Source organism: Mucilaginibacter boryungensis (assembly GCF_015221995.1).
Classification (GTDB): domain Bacteria; phylum Bacteroidota; class Bacteroidia; order Sphingobacteriales; family Sphingobacteriaceae; genus Mucilaginibacter; species Mucilaginibacter boryungensis.
In genome coordinates this window covers 1,902,465-1,921,476 of the sequence record NZ_JADFFM010000001.1, presented here as the reverse complement: position 1 = coordinate 1,921,476, position 19,012 = coordinate 1,902,465, and the positions used below count along the sequence as shown (strand labels likewise).

19 protein-coding genes are annotated in these 19,012 nt (G+C 42.0%); 13 read left to right on the top strand and 6 right to left on the bottom strand.

Going from position 1 to position 19,012, the window contains the following annotated elements; translation table 11 throughout:
* Positions 1-96 precede the first annotated feature (96 nt).
* Positions 97-810, top strand: a complete 714-nt coding sequence (locus tag IRJ18_RS08075; RefSeq protein ID WP_194105681.1) for an SRPBCC family protein — start codon at positions 97-99, stop codon at positions 808-810.
* A gap of 106 nt (positions 811-916) precedes the next feature.
* On the opposite strand, the gene IRJ18_RS08070 is transcribed toward IRJ18_RS08075, so the two are convergent.
* The gene (locus tag IRJ18_RS08070; protein ID WP_194105680.1) at positions 917-1,438 is read right to left on the bottom strand and encodes a GNAT family N-acetyltransferase; all 522 of its coding nucleotides are present in this window, start codon (positions 1,436-1,438) and stop codon (positions 917-919) included.
* 139 nt (positions 1,439-1,577) lie between these two features.
* Between IRJ18_RS08070 and IRJ18_RS08065 the strand changes: the two genes are divergently transcribed.
* Together IRJ18_RS08065 and IRJ18_RS08060 are read left to right on the top strand one after the other, a co-directional pair.
* A complete protein-coding gene (locus IRJ18_RS08065) occupies positions 1,578-3,248 on the top strand; it encodes an ArnT family glycosyltransferase (protein WP_194105679.1) in 1,671 nt (556 codons plus the stop codon).
* Positions 3,249-3,257: 9 nt separating this feature from the next.
* Positions 3,258-3,875, top strand: coding sequence for an FMN-binding negative transcriptional regulator (locus IRJ18_RS08060; protein WP_194105678.1), 618 nt, complete (start codon positions 3,258-3,260; stop codon positions 3,873-3,875).
* Here IRJ18_RS08060 and IRJ18_RS08055 read toward each other — a convergent pair whose 3' ends face one another.
* Positions 3,876-5,138, bottom strand: coding sequence for a cation:proton antiporter (locus IRJ18_RS08055; RefSeq protein WP_194105677.1), 1,263 nt, complete (start codon positions 5,136-5,138; stop codon positions 3,876-3,878).
* Positions 5,139-5,475: 337 nt separating this feature from the next.
* Here IRJ18_RS08055 and IRJ18_RS08050 point away from each other — a divergent pair, with 337 nt between their 5' ends.
* Positions 5,476-5,712, top strand: a complete 237-nt coding sequence (locus IRJ18_RS08050; protein ID WP_194105676.1) for a hypothetical protein — start codon at positions 5,476-5,478, stop codon at positions 5,710-5,712.
* Positions 5,713-5,727: 15 nt separating this feature from the next.
* Positions 5,728-6,678, top strand: a complete 951-nt coding sequence (locus IRJ18_RS08045) for an aldo/keto reductase (RefSeq protein ID WP_194105675.1) — start codon at positions 5,728-5,730, stop codon at positions 6,676-6,678.
* Between the two features lie 81 nt (positions 6,679-6,759).
* Here the strand turns inward: IRJ18_RS08045 and IRJ18_RS08040 are convergent, their stop codons facing one another.
* Positions 6,760-7,602 (bottom strand): hypothetical protein, encoded by an 843-nt coding sequence (locus IRJ18_RS08040; protein WP_194105674.1) that lies wholly within the window; start codon positions 7,600-7,602, stop codon positions 6,760-6,762.
* Between the two features lie 252 nt (positions 7,603-7,854).
* Between IRJ18_RS08040 and IRJ18_RS08035 the strand changes: the two genes are divergently transcribed.
* The 6 genes from IRJ18_RS08035 to IRJ18_RS08010 all read left to right on the top strand — a co-directional run bounded on the left by IRJ18_RS08035 (position 7,855) and on the right by IRJ18_RS08010 (position 14,976).
* Positions 7,855-9,792: a heparinase II/III domain-containing protein gene (locus IRJ18_RS08035; protein WP_194105673.1), complete on the top strand. Its 1,938-nt coding sequence runs from the start codon at positions 7,855-7,857 to the stop codon at positions 9,790-9,792.
* A 62-nt stretch (positions 9,793-9,854) separates the two neighbouring features.
* Positions 9,855-11,147 carry a PQQ-dependent sugar dehydrogenase gene (locus IRJ18_RS08030; RefSeq protein ID WP_228072622.1) on the top strand — a complete coding sequence of 431 codons (1,293 nt, stop codon included), beginning with the start codon at positions 9,855-9,857 and terminating at the stop codon, positions 11,145-11,147.
* Complete coding sequence (locus tag IRJ18_RS08025; RefSeq protein ID WP_194105672.1) at positions 11,147-11,587, top strand: c-type cytochrome; 441 nt, start codon at positions 11,147-11,149, stop codon at positions 11,585-11,587. Before IRJ18_RS08030 ends, IRJ18_RS08025 begins: the two co-directional genes overlap by 1 nt.
* A 287-nt stretch (positions 11,588-11,874) precedes the next feature.
* The gene (locus tag IRJ18_RS08020) at positions 11,875-12,237 is read left to right on the top strand and encodes a BlaI/MecI/CopY family transcriptional regulator (RefSeq protein WP_194105671.1); all 363 of its coding nucleotides are present in this window, start codon (positions 11,875-11,877) and stop codon (positions 12,235-12,237) included.
* 5 nt (positions 12,238-12,242) lie between these two features.
* Entirely contained in the window at positions 12,243-14,072 is a 1,830-nt protein-coding gene (locus IRJ18_RS08015; RefSeq protein ID WP_194105670.1) for a M56 family metallopeptidase, read from the top strand.
* A gap of 100 nt (positions 14,073-14,172) precedes the next feature.
* Positions 14,173-14,976, top strand: coding sequence for a hypothetical protein (locus IRJ18_RS08010; RefSeq protein ID WP_194105669.1), 804 nt, complete (start codon positions 14,173-14,175; stop codon positions 14,974-14,976).
* A gap of 3 nt (positions 14,977-14,979) precedes the next feature.
* Here the strand turns inward: IRJ18_RS08010 and IRJ18_RS08005 are convergent, their stop codons facing one another.
* Together IRJ18_RS08005 and IRJ18_RS08000 are read right to left on the bottom strand one after the other, a co-directional pair.
* Positions 14,980-16,065: a DNA topoisomerase IB gene (locus IRJ18_RS08005; RefSeq protein WP_194105668.1), complete on the bottom strand. Its 1,086-nt coding sequence runs from the start codon at positions 16,063-16,065 to the stop codon at positions 14,980-14,982.
* A 72-nt stretch (positions 16,066-16,137) separates the two neighbouring features.
* Entirely contained in the window at positions 16,138-16,425 is a 288-nt protein-coding gene (locus IRJ18_RS08000) for a hypothetical protein (RefSeq protein WP_194105667.1), read from the bottom strand.
* 114 nt (positions 16,426-16,539) lie between these two features.
* Between IRJ18_RS08000 and IRJ18_RS07995 the strand changes: the two genes are divergently transcribed.
* A complete protein-coding gene (locus tag IRJ18_RS07995; protein WP_194105666.1) occupies positions 16,540-17,811 on the top strand; it encodes a tetratricopeptide repeat protein in 1,272 nt (423 codons plus the stop codon).
* On the opposite strand, the gene IRJ18_RS07990 is transcribed toward IRJ18_RS07995, so the two are convergent.
* Positions 17,808-18,392, bottom strand: coding sequence for a riboflavin synthase (locus tag IRJ18_RS07990; RefSeq protein WP_194105665.1), 585 nt, complete (start codon positions 18,390-18,392; stop codon positions 17,808-17,810). The two genes, IRJ18_RS07995 and IRJ18_RS07990, sit on opposite strands and share 4 nt — an antisense overlap.
* 128 nt (positions 18,393-18,520) lie before the next feature.
* Between IRJ18_RS07990 and IRJ18_RS07985 the strand changes: the two genes are divergently transcribed.
* Positions 18,521-18,988, top strand: a complete 468-nt coding sequence (locus tag IRJ18_RS07985; RefSeq protein WP_194105664.1) for an NUDIX domain-containing protein — start codon at positions 18,521-18,523, stop codon at positions 18,986-18,988.
* The last annotated feature ends 24 nt before the right edge of the window (positions 18,989-19,012 follow it).

The following is a 19,012-nucleotide window of genomic DNA, read 5'->3' as shown; positions in this document are numbered from 1 at the left end:
CGCCCGGATATTACCTCTGCTGCTGGTTAAAAACTTCAGCGTATCATTTACATCCCTGCCAAAACCTTTACAATGCCAGGCTGTTGTAAAAGTATCATGGCAACAATAACACAACATATCAACGGCCGTTCGCTGCCGAACCAGCATAACATCAATTTAAAATGGCCCGAGCGTTATATCTCGGTAATAACCGGGGTTAAAGTTGGTTTATCGGGATTAAAACATATGTTTTCGAGCCCATTTACCAGTATCCTTAAAATTGGCACGGGCGGCTACCTGCTTAACAGGGGCATTACCGGCCATTGCGAACTTTATGAGCAAGTGGGCAAAACCGATACCGAACCTGTAAAAGTGGCCATCCGCGCTTCGGTGCTGGTAGGCAAACCGCGCACGGAGGTATATGATTTTTGGCGCAAACTGGATAACCTGCCCCTGTTTATGAGCCATTTAAAGAGCGTGGAAGTACTGGATAACTTATCTTCAAGATGGTCGTTAAAACTACCTACTGATATCGCGTCGCTATCGTGGGATGCAGAAATTACCTACGATGACCCCGGCGAAGTAATTGCCTGGGAATCGTTACCGGGATCGAACATCCATACCACCGGCAAAGTACGTTTTGTTGATACCCCCGAACCGGATACCACCCTGGTGCATGTGACCATAACCTACGAGCCGCCGGTGGGTGTACTTGGCGCGTGGATAGCCCATTTGGTAAATCCGTTATTCCAAAAAATGGTACAGGACGATGTGGAGAACTTCAAGCGGTATATGGACATGAGCGAGATCATTTCGGAGATAAGCGAGTAATTTTTTTCGGTGTCCGCTTAACTATTTACAGCCGCAATCACATCATTGTGTGGGGATCGCTATGATTTACTTAGTTTCAGTGGTATTTATCTATTATTATTTATTCTTATTCGTTTTTCAGCGGTTTTTCCATTACTATTAGCTCGATCTTTTCCCGCGGGATGCCAAACTTTTCCGCCACATGAAATGGCAGCATTTCTCCTGTCGGGCGGTACCCCCTGCGCTGGTACCAGCTTATCAATTCAGTCCGGGTTGATATTACGGTAATGCCTATAATATGCAGGTTTAAGCTTAAAGCAAACTGCTCCGCTTCCAGCAAAAGCATCCGTCCTATCCCTCCTGCCTGCAAATCAGGGTCGACAGATAGCATGCCCAGGTAAAGCTTATTATCTTTCTCTTCCAGGTAAACACAACCATCAATTGACCCATCGCTTTCGTTGGTGTATTTTAAAATATAAATACCGGGCACCGTAAAATAGCCGGCCATTGTTTCCTCATCAATGCGGTTGCCATCCAATAAATGGGCCTCGGTTGTCCAGCCTTTTTTTGAGCTATCGCCGCGATAGGCTTTGTTAACCAGTTTAGTAAGTTCGGGAACGTCGTTTATAGTAGCTAATGTAACAGGCATAAAATGTAAATAAGCGGCAAACCTAACGGTTTTTCAGTTCCATGTCAAACACATACTTTCAACTACAGCCGTTCATTTATTACTGCACCGGTTTTATTATTTAGTAATATTGCACAAAATAGCATATCGTTACAGTAACATGTTAAACCAGCAAAGCAGCCATAACCCTCTTACCGCCTTCAAAATACTATTGTTATTGGCTGTACTGGTAAATGTTTGCACTATCAATACCGCTTTTTTTACCGACGATCCGGGCTTATATGCTTCCATAGCCAAACAGTTAGTTTATAAACATCAGTTTTTCCAGCTTTTTTCATACGGCCGCGATTGGCTCGATAAACCACACCTGCCCTTTTGGCTCATCCTGCTTAGCTTTAAAGCGTTCGGCATCCATACCTGGTCTTATAAATTACCGGCCTTACTATGCTTTTTATTAAGCTTATGGTATACCTGGCTGTTTACAAAAAAATACTATGGCGAACTAAAGGCTATCATGGCAGTGCTTATTGTCAGCACTTCGCTGCATATCATAATGTCCAACACTGATGTGCGTGCCGAGCCTTATTTAATGGCTTTTATCATTGGGGCAATATACCACATAGCCAGGCTTGAAGATCGCTTTAGCGTTACCCAGTTCGTTTTAGCGGCTTTACTCACGGCCTTCGCTATCATGACCAAGGGTATATTTGTTATCGTACCCATCTATGGCGCATTGGGCGGTCAATTGTTATTGAATAAAAAATACAGGGAAATATTCAGTATCAAATGGATAGGCCTGGTATTATTAACCCTGCTGTTTATCACCCCCGAAATTTATGCCCTGTATATCCAGTTCGATCTGCACCCTGAAAAAACAGTATTCAATAAGCAACATGTATCGGGCATAAAGTGGTTTTTATGGGATAGCCAATTTGGGCGTTTTGCTAACGATGGGCCAATTACCCGTGCATCCGGCGATGTTTTCTTTTTTATCCATACCCTGCTTTGGGCCTTTGCACCATGGTGCCTGTTGTTTTATTACGCTGCTTTTAAGTCGGTAAAAAAAATCTTTAAGGGCATAAAACAACCGGAATACTATGCCATAAGCGGCGGGTTATTGTTGTTAATCCTTTTTTCCGTATCCGGCTTTCAGCTTCCGTTTTATACCAACATTATCTTCCCTTTGTTTGCCATTATAACCGCCAATTTTTGCGGGGAGGCGTTATCCAATAAAGCTGAAAACACTTTCCGTTTAATCGCGCAGTGGCTTTATATCGTATTATTTATTGCAGTTGTTTGGGTTTTACATTTTTATTTGGAGCCCAAAAATAATGTGTTTTTCATCATAGCAGCGGCACCACTGGCTACTGCTTTCCGGAAGATAATTGGTAGCCGTTTAGATAAGCATATAAAAACCTTTATGCTAAGTTGCGTAGTAATGTTGTACGTGGGTTTTTATGTAAATACTACCTTATACCCCATCATTATTGCAAACAAAGGGCAAATTAATGCAGCCGGGCAAGTGAACAAAACAATCCCGGCCAGTCAACCGGTATATTCATTAAAAGATCAAAACAACATTTTCCAGTTTTACTGCGATAGGCCGGTAAAGCTGGTACCATTTCAGGAATTTAAAACTATAACTACCGAACCTAACGCCGTTTTTTATGCCGATGCGGAAGCGATAGCTTATTTTCAAGCACAACACATTCCTTTTAAGGTTATTTGGCATGGTATGGATTATCCGCAGGAAAACATATTACCGGCTTTTATTAATGCCAAAACCCGCGGCAGTACCTTGCAAATAGTATATTTGATCAGCAAACCTTAAACAAAACGTATGTACATCCCAAAGCATTTTGAAGCTGGCAATACCCGGGAAGCGATTGATTTTATGCAGCGCTACAGCTTTGCTACGCTCATTACTTCGGCTAATAATTATCCGGAGGCAACGCATCTCCCCTTTTTAATAGAACAACAAGGTGATGCGCTTATTCTTTCTTCTCATTTTGCTAAAGCAAACCCGCAAGCTGCGGGCATTGAAGCGAATATCGCGCTGGTTATTTTCACCGAACCGCATGCCTATATTTCTCCATCAAATTACGAGAAACAACAAAATGTACCTACCTGGAATTATATTGCCATACATGCTTACGGGCAGGCAAAGGTGGTGACCGACGAGACCAGACAATTGGCTGTTCTTGAAAAAATGATCCGTTTTTATGATCAGGGCTACCTGCAGCAATGGGAAGGTCTCCCTATGGATTATAAACTAAAAATGATAAAAGGGATCCTAACTTTTGATATTACGGTTACCGACCTGCAAGCCAAGAAAAAGTTAAGCCAAAATCGTACACCCATCGAACGCGATAATATCATCAATAAGCTAAATGATAGCCCGCACAGCAACGAGCAGGAAATAGCCGCTTATATGGCTGCCATGAAAAACCAATCTTAATTAAGGTTTACTGGGCTCGGGATGCTCTGATTTATATGCCGCGTTAATTACCCGGTTTAAGGTTAATCCCTGCACTATAATTGAAAATATTACTATAAAATAACTACCGGCCAATATCAGCTCGCGGTATTTGGTATGCGGTAAGGACAAGGCTAAGGCTATGGAAATCCCACCCCGCAAGCCTGCCCAGGTTAATATTTTAACACTGCTGTAATTAACATTTAGCGTACGTTTCAAAAAAGTCAGCGGTATGGTTACACTGGCCCAGCGTGCCATTAATATCAATATGATGGCTAAACTGCCTGTCATCCAATAATTATTCAGGAAGGGGAAATTTACCATCTGTAAACCTATCATTACAAACAGGATGGTATTCAGCAATTCATCAACCAATTGCCAAAAACGTTCTAAGGCCTGGTGCGAGTGTTCATTATCATCCAAATTGATAGAACGGTTACCCGCGAACAACCCTGCTGAAACAACTGCCAGGGGAATTGACAAATGTAAGTAATTAGCTATCAGCGATATGGCCATAACAAGCGACAAGGAAACCAGCACAATGGTTTGAAAATCTTTAATAGACCGCATTAACCTGAATGCCAGGAACCCAAAAACTACACCTAATATGATACCGCCAAACACCTCGCGCACAAAAAGGACCGCGGCATTGGCAAAATCGATATCCTGTATGCCCGATTCGGTAATTTCCAGCAGGGTAATAAAAAGCACCAGCCCTACGCCATCGTTAAATAATGATTCGCCGGAAATAATAGTCTCCAGGTGCGCAGGCAGCCGCGAGTTTTTAATAATAGCGCCAACCGCTACCGGGTCTGTAGGCGAAACCAGCGCCCCGAAAAGCAAGCAGTAGATAAGTGGCACATAAATATGAAAAAGCGGCGCGATAAAATAAAACAGCACACCAAAAATACCGGTAGATAAGATAACACCAATAGTGCTTAATACCAGTACCGGGCGCATTTCTTTTTTTAACCTTTTAACATTGAGATTGAACGAGCCCGCAAAAAGCAAAAAGCCCAGCATAATATTTAATACCGTACGCGAAAAATCGATGTTTTTGGCTAAAACAGTAAGGTATTTAGCTGCTTTGGGGTTTACACTATTAATAATTAAAACAATGATGGAAACGCCAATTGCCAATGATATAATACCAATGGTACCCGGTAATTTAATGAACCTTGCGTTGATATACGAGTAGGTGGCGCTGATGATAATTAATAAAGCGATTATGAAAAACAGATCCATGCATTAATAATTTTCCGAAGATATCTATGGCTTGGGCTACAATATAGTAAAAACAGTGCCAATAATCCCGTCCATCCAATACTATGAAATACTTTTACGATTAGCTATAATATATACACATTCACGAAAAATAATTTCATCCCTATACGCCCTACCCTGCCAGGGAAATATTTCATATACGAATTAACAGTAAATCACTGTTAATCAATAACCTAAACACGCTATGGTTTTAAAAGCGCATCAACGTTAGCTTAAGGATATAGCTTCAATTAATCCTATCCTTAGTGGGAAGATTAAACACAAACCGGATTATGGTGTTATGCAACAAATACTTATTATGAAAACACCTATTGATGTAACACTTACCGGATCTGACAGTCCGATTGAAGGAATAGCCACGCCGGTTACTTTCGCCGGGAAGGATGCGTATGAATTTTTATCAACCGACGAAACATTACATTTAGTGATTGCCCGCGATGACGAAGGCGAATGGCACCGGGTGGCTGGCACCGACCCTTATTTTTCGGGTTGGGTTGACGAGTTAGCCGAACAGGTTTCGGTTGTTAAACGATAAGACTATATTTAACATATGGAAAAACGCGAATTAGGTAAAACCGGAATTGCTGTTAGTCCGCTAATGTTTGGCGGCAATGTATTTGGCTGGACGGTAAACGAGGCCGCTTCCTTTAAATTGATGGATGCTTTTACGGATGCAGGCCTTAACTTTATTGACACTGCCGATGTTTACTCGCGTTGGGTACAAGGTAATACCGGTGGCGATTCGGAGATGATCATTGGCAAATGGTTTAAGCAATCGGGCAAACGGGATAAAGTTATATTGGCAACCAAGGTTGGTAAAGATATGGGCGATGGCAAAAAAGGGCTATCAGCCAAATATATTAAACAAGCGGCTGAAGCCTCATTAAAGCGTTTGCAAACCGATTATATAGACCTATACCAATCGCACGAGGACGACAAGGACACGCCATTTGAAGAAACATTAGAAGCCTATGGCCAATTGATAAAAGAAGGCAAAGTGCGGGCTATCGGTGCCTCAAACTATAAGGCTAACCGTTTAGCCGATGCATTGCAAACAGCCGCCAGTCATGGCCTGCCATCCTATCAAACCTTGCAGCCCGAATATAATCTCTACGCTCGGCAGGATTATGAAACCAATCTGCAAGCGCTTTGTGTTGAACGGGGTATAAGCGTGGTGCCCTACTATTCCTTAGCCAGTGGCTTTCTTACCGGCAAATATCGTTCTGAAGCCGATTTCGGAAAAAGTAAACGCGGGCAAGGCATAAAAATATATCTTAACGACCGTGGTTACCGCATACTTGATGGCTTGGATAAAGTAGCCGATCAGCACCAAACATCGCAAGCCAGCGTAGCTTTGGCCTGGCTAATGACACGGCCCGGTATTACGGCACCTATCGCCAGTGCCACAAGTATTGAGCAATTGCAAGCTTTGATTAATGCTACAGAACTGCATTTAAACGAAGAAGCGCTTGACTTGCTGACTGTGGCCAGCAGTTACTGACCACATAACTATATCGCATATTAAACAAGAAATGCCGCCCTATAAAGAGCGGCATTTGTTATATATGTTGAGTTGGTAATATTAATTGCGTACCGGGCGTGCTAAGGCCGACCTATCTTGTATTACACCCATGTTGCTTGCGGCAAAGTGTTCGTTCATGTTGCCTCCACGGTTCTGGCCGCCTGTGTGGTTAGTTGGCTGGCTGCTGCCGTCCTGGTTATAGCCGCGGCCTGCGCCACGTTGGCCCTGATCCTGTGAAGGTTGGCTGCCACCATTATATCCGCCCTGGTTACGGCCCGGCATTTGTTGGTTATAACCGCCCTGGCTTGGTTGATTATAGCCACCCTGGTTACGGTCTGGATTTTGGTTGTAACCGCCTTGATTTCTCTCAGGCATAGGTTGGTTATAGCCACCTTGGTTACGGTCATCTCTCCTGTCAAACCCACCACGATTATTATCCCTGCGGTCGAAGCCGCCACGGTTATCGTATTGGTCATGTCTGTCGCGGCCGTTATTAAAATCCCTGTTTGAATAGCCACCTCTTGCATATACATCACCGCGTTCCATACGACCGCCAAACCTGCCACGGTAAACATCGTGGTGCATAAACGGACGGTTAGAATGTATTTCGTAACGGCGTGCTGTCCTCCAGTCAAAATTACGATAACGGCCAGGTAAGTAAGCAGCTGATATCCATCTGTCGCCATCCTGATAGTAGTAGCAATGTTCACCAACACTATAGTAAGCCTCTGCTTCGGGCAGGTAATAATAGTCCTCATATACCGGCTCGTTAACCACTACCGGGGCAGGAGCGTAAACCGGGGTACCAAAACGTAAATTAACGTGGATACCTAATTGTGCATCAGCAGTTTTTATACCTAAACCACCCATCACCAAAGCCGACATTAATATTAACTTTTTCATTTTTTCAAGTTTTAGTTTTTATACAGTTATAGACGCTGGCCATATATAATGGTTTAATCCAGTTGTACTATATATTCCGTTTCATCTTAATTTCATAAAACTATATTCTGGTATAATATAAATTTCAAATATTATATTCTTTAAAAATTGACATATACCAGTTTTTACCTTATAATATATTGGTTGGTTGCTTAATTACAGAATTAAATTTTTTTTAATGATATTTATGCACCTGCTACATTTATCTATCTTATGAAAACAACAGCTATCATCACAGCAAGCTTACTCTTATTAACTATATCGCTACGGGCGCAAATCACACCGCGCAATTTGCTGCAAAAGTTTTCGCAGCAGCAGGTGGGCGAGTGGCTTATCCCCCAAAGCAAATGGAAACCATTCCCACAAAGCGCCGCGGAATGGCGCAGGCAACTACCCGATTCGGTAATAAGGAAAATAATTGCAAATGGCGAAACTGCATTAAAGAAACCATTCAACAATATCCCTGCATCGGTGACCCTTGAATTTGTGCGCAGTGGTAACCGGAGCGATTACGAAGCTTTGTCGTTCGCTAAGCGTAATCAATTATTTGACCTGGTACTGGCTGAAACGTTGGAAGATAAGGGCCGCTTTACTGATCATATTGCCGACGGCGTATGGTCTATCTGCGAAGAAACTTTTTGGGGCGCTACCGCGCATTTAGGCGCACAAAAAGCAGGGCCGGGTTTGCCCGATGTACAAGACCCTATTGTTGAACTATTTTCGGGCGAAACCGCTTGTATATTGGGCTGGGCCGACTATTTTGTGGGACCTAAGCTGGAAAAGGTATCTAAACTCATCCGCCCGCGTATTTATTACGAAGTAAACCGGCGCATCTTCACGCCTATGCTTACCGCTAAGTATGGCTGGGCAGGGGGCAACAATCCGCAGGCAAAATTAAATAACTGGGCGCCGTGGATAATGGCTAATTATACGGCCGCCAATCTTCTTTTAGAAAAAGATGAAACAAAACGCGCGCATGCACTTGAAATAGCCATGAAGATTACCGACCAATATATTAACGGATTGGGCGAAGATGGTGGCTGTGATGAGGGCCCAAGCTATTGGTTTGCTGCCGGCGGGGCAGTGTTTGATGTGCTAAACCTGCTTAGTGATGCTACTGATAACAAGCTGAACATTTATAACGATCCATTCACCAAAAAAATGGCATCGTATATTTATAAAACCCATATTGCCGGCAGATATTTTATTAACGTAGCCGACGCTCACCCGGAAATGACACCAGATGGTGTGATGCTGCACCGCTTCGGCAAAGCGATTAATGATCCCAAGCTGGCCGATTTCGGCGATTGGTCTTTTAATGCTTTAGAACACCGCGAAATAAAAACAGAAGGGTTTCACCGCAGTCGGGCATTATATAACCTATTTGCGTTAAGCGGCATGACCGGCAACGGCAGCAAATTTACCGATGTGCCCGATGTATGGTTCAATGATGTACAATTAATGGCATCGCGCACAAACAACGGGTTGTTTGTGGCCAGTCATGCCGGAAATAATGGCGAAAGCCATAACCATAATGATGTGGGCGATTTTGTAGTGTATGCCGATGGCTATCCCGTAATAATAGATGTTGGTTCCGGAACTTATACAGCGCGCACTTTTGGTAAAGACAGATATAGTTTATGGTTCAACACTTCACCTTATCATAATTTACCGGCAATAAACGGTCTGCAGCAGTCTGCAGGCATTAAATATGCAGCATCCGATGTAAAATATAGTTTAAATGGCACTACGGCGAAGTTAGCGATGGATATTAAGCCGGCTTATCCATCTAATACTGGTATTAACAGCCTGCAACGTACCGTCACTGTCAACAAAGCAGGTAAAATTGAAATTGACGACAATTTCAGCACATCAACACCCATACAAACGTTAACGCAAAGTTTTATGACGGTGTGCCCGGTTGATATTAGCCAAAGCGGTAAAATTATATTTGATTTACCTAATGGTAAAAAGGTAACGCTTGATTATAACGCGAAACTATGGGGCATCAAAAAAGAAAAAATGGAGCTAACCACTCCTGAAGACCAGGGCTTGAAAAGCAGCTGGGAGCATCATGATATTTACCGGGTATTACTTACAGCCAAATCACCTGTAAATGATGCAATTGTAACGTATATTATACACAAGTAAGCCAAAATTACATAATTTATTTTTAGAGTAATAAACTATATTCGTAGCTCTGCTATATTACTATGAAAAAGAAACAATTATTAACATCGTTTGTACCGATGATACTTACGGCTACGCTACTGCTTGTAGCCCCGGCCATCCGGTCTGCATTTTACCAGGCTATAAACATCGATAATGATAATGCTGGCCTGAAAATCCCCGCAGGGTTTAATGTCACTATTATTGCTGAAACCGGCGCCAGGCCAAGGCACCTTGTGGTAACCCCTAATGGTTTAATATATATAAAGCTGGCCCGGCCCAATAAAGAAGGTAAAGCCATACTGGTTTTAAAGCAAGCCGCTGATGGTAAAGCCACTATTATATCGGGTTTTGGAAATTATGGCGGCACGGGTATTTATTTAAAAAATGGCTATCTGTATGCTTCATCAAACCAGGAAGTATTCCGATATAAGGTAAATGCTAACTATGAAGTTATTAACCCTAACGAGCCAGAAAAGATCATCACTGGTTTAAAAATGGGGCGCCAGCACGAAACCAAATCAATTGTGCTGGATAATGCCGGCAATATTTATGTAAACATTGGCGCCTATTCAAACTCGTGCCAGGAAAAGGATCGCGAAAAGGGTTCAATGGGCATCAAAGGCTGCCCTATCCTGGATTCGGCGGGTGGCATTTGGATGTTTAAGGCTGATAAACCGAACCAGACATATAAAGATGGCGTACGCTATACTACCGGCTTAAGGAATGTGGTAGGGCTTGACTGGAACCAGCAACTTAACCAGCTGTTTGTGATGCAGCACGGCCGGGATCAACTCCATGACATTTTCCCCGATATGTATACCACTAAAGAATCGGCGTTATTGCCTGCCGAATGTATGTATGCACTTAAGAAAGGGGATAACGCGGGCTGGCCATTTATATACTACGACCAATTGCAGCACAAAAAAATAGTAGCCCCTGAATACGGCGGTGATAAGAAAAAAGAAGGCGACAAATCTATTATTGATCCTGTGGTAGCTTTCCCCGGTCACCTGGCCCCTAACGGATTACTATTTTACACAGGTAACCAATTCCCCGAGCGGTACAAAAACGGCGCTTTTATTGCTTTTCATGGTTCATGGAACCGCGCGCCTGAACCACAAGCTGGTTTTTATGTAGTTTTTCAGCCGTTTAAAAATGGCAAGCCTGATGGCCAATGGGAAGTTTTTGCTGATGGATTTTCAGGCTCGCCTGAAAAAACAGCTTCTGGCCGGGTTGATCATAAACCTTGTGGCTTAGCACAGGGCCCAGATGGTTCGCTATATGTTACCGATGACACAAAAGGCGCTTTATACCGTATATCTTATAAAAAATAATGAAAAAAATTTATTGCTTATTAGGCCTACTTGTTTTAGTCGGCACCACACAATTATATGCTCAAGCGCATAAAACCACTTCAAAATCCACAGTAGCTGGATTAAGCTCATCAATAGCTGCCGGTAAAAAGGTTTATACCCTGCATTGTCTTTCATGCCATATGGCTGATGGCGGTGGTGTGGCCAATATGAACCCGCCGCTTATTGGCACCACTTACGTGCTTGGCGATAAGAACAAAATGATACAAATTGTATTAAAAGGTTTTAACGAAGGGGTTGAAATAAATGGCGACACCTACACCAACCCCATGCCAGCGCAAGCTACGCTAACCGATCAGGAGGTGGCCAACGTACTAACTTATGTACGTAACAGCTTTGGCAACAAGGCCAGCGCTGTTAAAGCTGCCGATGTAAAAAAGATCAGGGCAAGTTTGAAATAAATTTGATAGCAAAACAATTAAAGGCCATTCAAATTGAGTGGCCTTTAATTGTTTACAACCTTGTCATTTCGAACGAACCTGTATTGGCGATGCCTGGCGTGAGGAGAAATCTTCTACGTCATCCTGGCTGCGCGTATAATATTTCTCCCGCTGGTCGAAATGACACACATAATTTGGCGATGCCTCTCTCTTATCCTACCCCCTCCTAAATAACTTTCTTGTTAAAAATTGTTAAATAGTTTTGTTTATTACGAAACTTTCGTAGGTTTACTAAATAATCGTACGAAATGGAAAAATTAACAATACAAGAAGAAGAAGCAATGCAGGTAATTTGGCAAAGCGGCGGTGGTTTTATTAAGGACTTTTTAGACCTGTTGAACGAGCCAAAGCCCCCCTACACTACCCTGGCATCAACTGTTAAAAACCTGGAGCGCAAAGGTTTTTTAGAAGCCATTAAGGTTGCCAATTCCTATCGGTATAATCCCATTATAGCTGAAGCCGATTATAAAAAACGTTTTATGAACGGTTTTGTGAGCGATTACTTCCAAAACTCGTACAAGGAACTGGTGACATTTTTCGCTAAAGAAAAGAAAATAAGCGCCAACGAATTGCAGGATATCATCAACCTTATTGAAAACAATAAAAAATAAACGCTATGCCAGCTTTGTTTATTTACCTGATAAAAGTGAATGTAGCCCTGCTGATATTCTGCGCGGGTTATTACGCGGTACTGCGCCATCTTACTTTTTATAATCTTAACCGGGCGTACCTGGTAACGGCTATTGTATTTTCAACGCTTTATCCAAGGCTCAACCTATCCGAATTTCTGAACCGCCACGAAGAGATTGCCAAACCTATACAGGTAGTGGTAGTTAACTGGCAGGAGCCGGTTAGAAACATCACCAAAACGTTTTTGGGGCACGATATATGGTTTTGGCTGCTTACAGCATTTTGGACAGGCGTTACTGTATTCGCTATAAGGCTGCTAACACAACTACTTTCATTATATAAACTGCATAAACGTTCTGAACCGGCACAGCTGCGTCATTATGTTATCCGTATTATTAAAGGGAACATCAACCCATTTTCCTTTTGGCGCAATATTTATATTAATCCCGAAAACCATCCACCGCACGAACTGGATGCCATTTTAGAGCATGAACAAATACATGTAAGCGAGTGGCACACCCTGGATATATTATTGGGCGAGATCAGCGCTATATGCTATTGGTTTAACCCTGGTATATGGTTAATGAAAAGGGCAATACGCGAGAATATTGAGTTTATAACCGACCACAAGATCCTGAAAAAAGGTGTAGACTGCAAAGCATACCAATACAGCCTCATCAATGTAAACTTTGGTGCACAAAACAATGCCATCGTGAACCACTTCAACATTTCAACCATTAAAAAACGCATAATTATGATGAATGCTAAAAGATCTTCGAACGTAAATATTACCCGGTATTTGTTTTTAATACCTGCTGTAATGTGCCTGCTGCTTATTTTCTCGGTATCGAAAGCCGAACTGAATAAAGTAGCTAAAAAGAGCGCCCATATGATACACACCTTTAAAACGGTAGTGAACAGGATCACATTAATGGATGAGCCAGCTACAAGCAGCAATACCAGAGGAAATACCGTTCAATTGACAGCGGTTAGTCACATAAATATAGCAGGTGATTCTGCCGGGGAAAATAGTCGCCAGGGCGGCCCTGTGCTTAACAAAGTGATGTTTAAAATGCTGCGCGATACCAGCAAGGATGTAATAATAGCGCAAGGCATGCCGCTTTCAGTAAGCGATACCGGCAAAATTATTAAGGTAAGGCTAAACGGAAACAACAAGCCTGTAATTTATATTAATGGCATAAAAACAGATGACGCGCTTGAAACCATAAGCCCCGATAAAATTGCCACTGTTAATGTGAAAAAAGAAGGCGATAAAGGCGTGATTTATATCATTACCAAAGACCACGCAGATGATAAAACCCTAACCGGCCGTTTAACCGTAGATACGGTGATTATAAAAGGCCTGAATGAAAAAGTAGTAGAAGGGCATCAATTACAACGGGTAGCAATCACAAGAAGTTCAAGCAGCCTTAAACCTACAACACTTACAGTTATTTCCCGCCCCGGCACAAAAGGTAATGTGATTGTTGGTGATACAGTGTATACATCAGGCGCGGTTACTATTGGAACGGCGCATCCGGCTTTAAGCGCGGTAACTGTAAGAGGATATGCTTCGGGTAACAAAATTACCGGCATACAAAATTACAGATCATTCAATGGCGCCGCGACAATTGATAACTTTTCGAACAAATTGGTAGTTATTGATGGCAAGGAAGCTACCCAAAAACAATTAAAGAAAGTTTCAGCCGCTGATATTGAAAGTGTAAGCGTTTTAAAAGGCGATGCTGCTACAGACAAATACGGCGACAAGGGAAAGAATGGGGTGATAATTATCACCACTAAAAAGAATAACTAAGTATTGTGAGATCAGTTAATACATGTTGCTGAAAGAAAGCCGGGCTATCCCGGCTTTCTTATATTTTGATATACGAAAGATATCGTATATCTTTAACCACATGAAAACATCTTTTAAATACAGCTTATTTTTTATTTTGATAAGCTTTTATGGACTTCATTTATCAGCGCAAAAACTCCCTAACAAACAGGAAATAAGTTTACGTGCACCTGTTAATATTAAAATTGATGGCAAAGCAACTGAATGGGATAACCAATTCCACGCATTTAACCATGCGACAGAAGTGTTTTATACCATATCAAACGATGACAATAATTTATACTTAACTATACAGGCAAAAGACCGGTCGGTTATTAGTAAAATATTAAATGGTGGTATTAGTTTCACGGTTGCTGCAGGTGATAAAAAAGATAAAGAAGCCCAAACAATAACTTACCCGGTGTTTGAAAGAAATGCCAGGCCTGCGTTAAACATCAGCAAATCTTTTTATGAACAAACAGCAACAGTTAATGCTGCCGATTCAATTGTAATGCAAAACAATCGCCGGCTGGAAGAGAAATCAAAACTGATAATGGTTACCGGGATAAAGGGTATAGATACCCTTATTTCGGTTTATAACGATAACGATATCAAGGCGGCTGAAAAATTTGATAATAAAATGGCCTATACTTATGAACTTGCCGTATCGCTTAAACATGTTGGTTTGTCCGTAAACACCCCAAGGTTCAATTACCATATCATGCTAAACGGTACAAGCATTTTACCTGACAAAGTACCGATTAAATTTAAACAAGTGCCAATAATGCCCGATGCCGAGGGCTTAATGGCCGCAAAGTTGGGACTGGAAGCGCAAACCACCGCCCCTACCGACTTTTGGGGTGAATACACTTTAGCAAAACAATAACCTTTAGCTGGCCTCCGCCAGTTTTTCTGTATCCAGCAGTTGTAACAGGGCTTTTTCTGCTTTATTCAATTCAGCTGCTTTAATATCTTCATGCCCATCCAGTTCCTTAATATATTGAAATAAGTGCCCCTCTTCGTAGCTTTTTATTATGGTTGGGTGCACATAGTACTTTTTACATACAGTGCGTGTATTGCCCAAATTCATAGCCACCTCATCAAGCACGCTAACTATTTTTCTTTTACATTCAGTTATGGTATCAAACTCGCCGGCTTCTTTAAACGCGTATAAAGCGCTTACGCTACCTGCCCAGGTGCGGAAATCCTTAGCGGTAAAATCCTCACCGGTGATCTCCTTTAAGTAATTATTCACATCTCCCGAGCCAACAGAGCAGCGTTCTCCCGCCTCATTATAATATTGAAACAACTCTTTGCCTGGGATATCGCGGCATTGTTTCACTAAACGGGCCAGCTTTCTGCTTTGCAGGGTTATTTTATGGAAAACGCCTTTTTTGCCTTTAAATTCAAAGTTAATTTTAGTACCGTCAAACTTTACATGTTTATCCTGCAAGGTGGTTAACCCAAACGATCCATACAGTTTTTTGTACGATTCATTCCCCACCCTAATACTGGTCAGCTCCATCAGGCGTACAATCAGGGCAACTACTTTTTGATGATCAAGCTTGGGCCTGTCCAGGTCTTTATCTACTTGCTGCCGTATGGTTGGCAAGGCAGCAGCAAAACTTTGCAGGCGGTAATATTTTGATTGATTACGGATCTTATTCCAATCGGGGTGATAACGGTATTGCTTGCGCCCGGCTGCATCTGTGCCTGTAAATTGCAAGTGGCCATTCTCTTTAGGTGATATCCAAACATTAGTATAAGCCGGCGGGATAACCAGCTTCCTGAAGCGCTCAACTAACTCTTTATCCTTCACTACTTTTCCCTCAGCATCGTAAAACGCGAAACCATTACCCTTTTTTTTGCGGGTGTACCCGGGAGTACTATCAGATACATAACACAAGCCCACTGCTTTGGCCGTTATCTTAGGATCGCGGCCAATTTTTTCAAGCTTTTTTAGCAGTCGGTTCATGTAAGTCTTAAATTAAAAGTCTGGAGCCTTAAATTGAAGCCTTATGACTTTTAACTTAAGACTTTAGGTTTATTATTTTCCCAACGCTTCCTGCTCCTTCAAAGCGGTTACGTTATTGCTGTTACTAAACTTATCGGTTTGGGTAGCAAAATCTTCAAGGATACTTGCAATAGTATCCAGGTTATCAGATACGCGCTGGTGCATATCGGGCAGGTCTTTCTCCAGGCGTTTGTCGCCAAGGTCTATATTGTCAACTTCAATTTTGGTCAATTTTTGTATAATGGCCTGTTGGCTGTTTTTCAAGTCCTCTAACTCGTGGACTATCTTCTCCATTAGGGCAAACTTTTTCAACGTATCCATATTGTCTTTTGATTTATGGTGAAATAATAATCCTACAACAGGTTAAAACATCTTTTTGTTTAAAAGCTTGGATTTTTCATTTATAACTAATAATTTAGTTTTATATCATTAACTATGAAGACTATCCTCACTACCCTCGCATTTTCGCTATTTATCTCTTTTGCATTCGCCCAACAAACCAAAGTCGACGATGCTCTGCTGTTAGATTATTACCAATCGCAGCGCTACCAGGATGCGGCGGATTACTTGAAAAAGGTTTACCCCGAACCCATCACCGATATTAAAGCGCTGGCTAAATTGGCCTATACTACCCAAATGGCTAACAAATTACCTGAAGCCCAGGCATACTATCAGCGGGTTTACGATATGGATACTACGAATGAAGCCGCATTATTCAGCATTGCTAATATTAATTTGAAACGGGGTAATAATCAAAAAGCTGAATTGTTCTTTAAACGAATCCTGTCTCACGATACTACCAATGTATCTGTTTATACCAAACTGGCCGCTATAGCCGCAGGAAAAAAAGATACCGTATCAGCAGTTGATTACCTGCAGCATGCCAACAGATTGAATTTTTATGATGTAGATATTGCAGTTGACCTGAGTGGCTTCTATATCTCGCAAAAGAATTTTGATAAAGCCATGGCGGTGCTCAACAAAGCCTCGGAAAGCGATCCAGATAATGTTTTTATCCTGCAAAAAATGGTTATCCTGCTTTATAAAGAGAAAAAGTTTAACGAAGTAATTGCCACCGGAAAAAAATTAATTGCCCTTGATGCCGCCGATGCGAATGTACTTTATGACATAGGTGTATCTTATTACAGCGTCAAAAACTACGCCTGCGGCGCCGAAACTTTTGCCATGATAAGGGATCAGGATCAAACTGAATTTGGATATTATTTTGCTGCTTTATGCTTTAAAGGTCTGAAAGATTACGACAGGTCGCTGCTGATGCTAAATAATTCGCTTACGCAGGCCATATCTGCTAATGTACCGGCTTATTATGGCGAGATAGCCGATACTAACGAAAAATTGATCCGTTACAAAAAAGCGTTGTCTGCTTACCAAAAGGCTTTACAGTTTAAAGAAGACCCGGCTATATATTATGCTATCGCGACTCTATACGATACCCAGCTAAAAGACAAAGCCACCGCGATGGTTTACTATAAGAAAGCCGCAGCGGCTTATCAAAAAGATATCCAGGTGAGCGCCACACCCATGACCTATTACTCGTTAGCTAACCTGTACGATACACAACTGAAAGATACAGCCAATGCGGTGAAATACTACAAGAAATACCTGGATGCCAAACTACCGCAAAAGGAGCAGAATTATGTGTTTTATACCAAAAGCCGTATTGGCCAGCTGCAAACAAAAAATTAGCGCTGCATTAAGCGGGCTACATATTTGCCGATAATGTCAAACTCAAGGTTGACGGTATCGCCCTGGCGAACGTTTTGCAGATTAGTATGTTCGAATGTATAAGGGATAATGGCTACCGAAAAGCTGTTAGCTTTTGAGTTAACTACAGTGAGGCTGATGCCGTTGATACAGATAGATCCTTTCTCGACAGTGACATTACCTTTGCTGGCATCATACTCAAAGGTATATTCCCAGCTACCATCCAATTCATTAAAATTGGTGCAAACGGCGGTCTGGTCTACATGGCCTTGAACGATGTGGCCATCCAACCGGGCGTTCATCTGCATGCAGCGTTCCAAATTCACCAGGTCGCCTGTTTTGAGGTGACCGATATTGGTTTTATTCAACGTTTCTTCAATAGCTGTAACCGTATGCGTACCATCGGCAATAGCCACCACGGTCAGGCAAACGCCGTTGTGCGCTACTGACTGATCGATCTTTAATTCATGTGATATAGCTGATGCTACAGTGATATGCAAATTGCCCTGATCTTGTTTAAGATCGGTCACAGTGCCTAAGGTTTCAATAATTCCGGTAAACATTTGGTAAATTTATGAATTTTAATAGAAGCCCCCTCTAAATCTCCCCCCAGATGGGGAGACTTTACAAAAAAATTTTCGAAAGCCCTCCCTTCTGGGGAGGGTTTGGGTGGGGCTTATATATTAACTATATGGCAAAGCAAAGCGCGGGTATATTAGCATATCGTATCAGAAATAAAGCATTACAGGTTTTCCTGGTGCATCCGGGCGGGCCATTCTGGAAAAATAAGGATGAGGGCGCATGGTCGGTACCTAAAGGGGAATTTGCAGATGATGAGGATGCTTTGGTTGCCGCAAAACGCGAGTTTTTAGAAGAAACTGGCCAGACTATTGATGGCGAATTTATAGAATTGAAACCCGTAAGGTTAAAAAGCGGTAAAACGGTACACACCTGGGCCGTGGAAGCCGAGGTAGACGAAACCAATATAGTAAGCAACACCTTCCCCTTTGAATGGCCGCCAAAATCGGGAAAAATGATAGAGATACCCGAAATTGATAAAGGCGAATGGTTCGATGTACCGATGGCGAAACAGAAGATTAACCAGGCGCAAACCGTAATGATTGATGAATTAATGAAAATAATCATCTCAAAAAATTAATTTAAATTAGTGCAACCTTTTTGT

Excerpts from the sequence above, each read along its gene's own strand:
- IRJ18_RS08000 (WP_194105667.1), bottom strand. The coding sequence starts at position 16,425 with ATGGATACGTTGAAAAAGTTTGCCCTAATGGAGAAGATAGTCCACGAG.
- IRJ18_RS07985 (WP_194105664.1), top strand. The coding sequence starts at position 18,521 with ATGGCAAAGCAAAGCGCGGGTATATTAGCATATCGTATCAGAAATAAA.
- IRJ18_RS08050 (WP_194105676.1), top strand. The coding sequence starts at position 5,476 with ATGAAAACACCTATTGATGTAACACTTACCGGATCTGACAGTCCGATT.
- IRJ18_RS08010 (WP_194105669.1), top strand. The coding sequence starts at position 14,173 with ATGAAAACATCTTTTAAATACAGCTTATTTTTTATTTTGATAAGCTTT.
- IRJ18_RS08075 (WP_194105681.1), top strand. The coding sequence starts at position 97 with ATGGCAACAATAACACAACATATCAACGGCCGTTCGCTGCCGAACCAG.
- IRJ18_RS08055 (WP_194105677.1), bottom strand. The coding sequence starts at position 5,138 with ATGGATCTGTTTTTCATAATCGCTTTATTAATTATCATCAGCGCCACC.
- IRJ18_RS08025 (WP_194105672.1), top strand. The coding sequence starts at position 11,147 with ATGAAAAAAATTTATTGCTTATTAGGCCTACTTGTTTTAGTCGGCACC.
- IRJ18_RS08070 (WP_194105680.1), bottom strand. The coding sequence starts at position 1,438 with ATGCCTGTTACATTAGCTACTATAAACGACGTTCCCGAACTTACTAAA.
- IRJ18_RS08005 (WP_194105668.1), bottom strand. The coding sequence starts at position 16,065 with ATGAACCGACTGCTAAAAAAGCTTGAAAAAATTGGCCGCGATCCTAAG.
- IRJ18_RS07995 (WP_194105666.1), top strand. The coding sequence starts at position 16,540 with ATGAAGACTATCCTCACTACCCTCGCATTTTCGCTATTTATCTCTTTT.
- IRJ18_RS08035 (WP_194105673.1), top strand. The coding sequence starts at position 7,855 with ATGAAAACAACAGCTATCATCACAGCAAGCTTACTCTTATTAACTATA.
- IRJ18_RS08020 (WP_194105671.1), top strand. The coding sequence starts at position 11,875 with ATGGAAAAATTAACAATACAAGAAGAAGAAGCAATGCAGGTAATTTGG.
- IRJ18_RS07990 (WP_194105665.1), bottom strand. The coding sequence starts at position 18,392 with ATGTTTACCGGAATTATTGAAACCTTAGGCACTGTGACCGATCTTAAA.
- IRJ18_RS08065 (WP_194105679.1), top strand. The coding sequence starts at position 1,578 with ATGTTAAACCAGCAAAGCAGCCATAACCCTCTTACCGCCTTCAAAATA.
- IRJ18_RS08015 (WP_194105670.1), top strand. The coding sequence starts at position 12,243 with ATGCCAGCTTTGTTTATTTACCTGATAAAAGTGAATGTAGCCCTGCTG.
- IRJ18_RS08030 (WP_228072622.1), top strand. The coding sequence starts at position 9,855 with ATGAAAAAGAAACAATTATTAACATCGTTTGTACCGATGATACTTACG.
- IRJ18_RS08040 (WP_194105674.1), bottom strand. The coding sequence starts at position 7,602 with ATGAAAAAGTTAATATTAATGTCGGCTTTGGTGATGGGTGGTTTAGGT.
- IRJ18_RS08060 (WP_194105678.1), top strand. The coding sequence starts at position 3,258 with ATGTACATCCCAAAGCATTTTGAAGCTGGCAATACCCGGGAAGCGATT.
- IRJ18_RS08045 (WP_194105675.1), top strand. The coding sequence starts at position 5,728 with ATGGAAAAACGCGAATTAGGTAAAACCGGAATTGCTGTTAGTCCGCTA.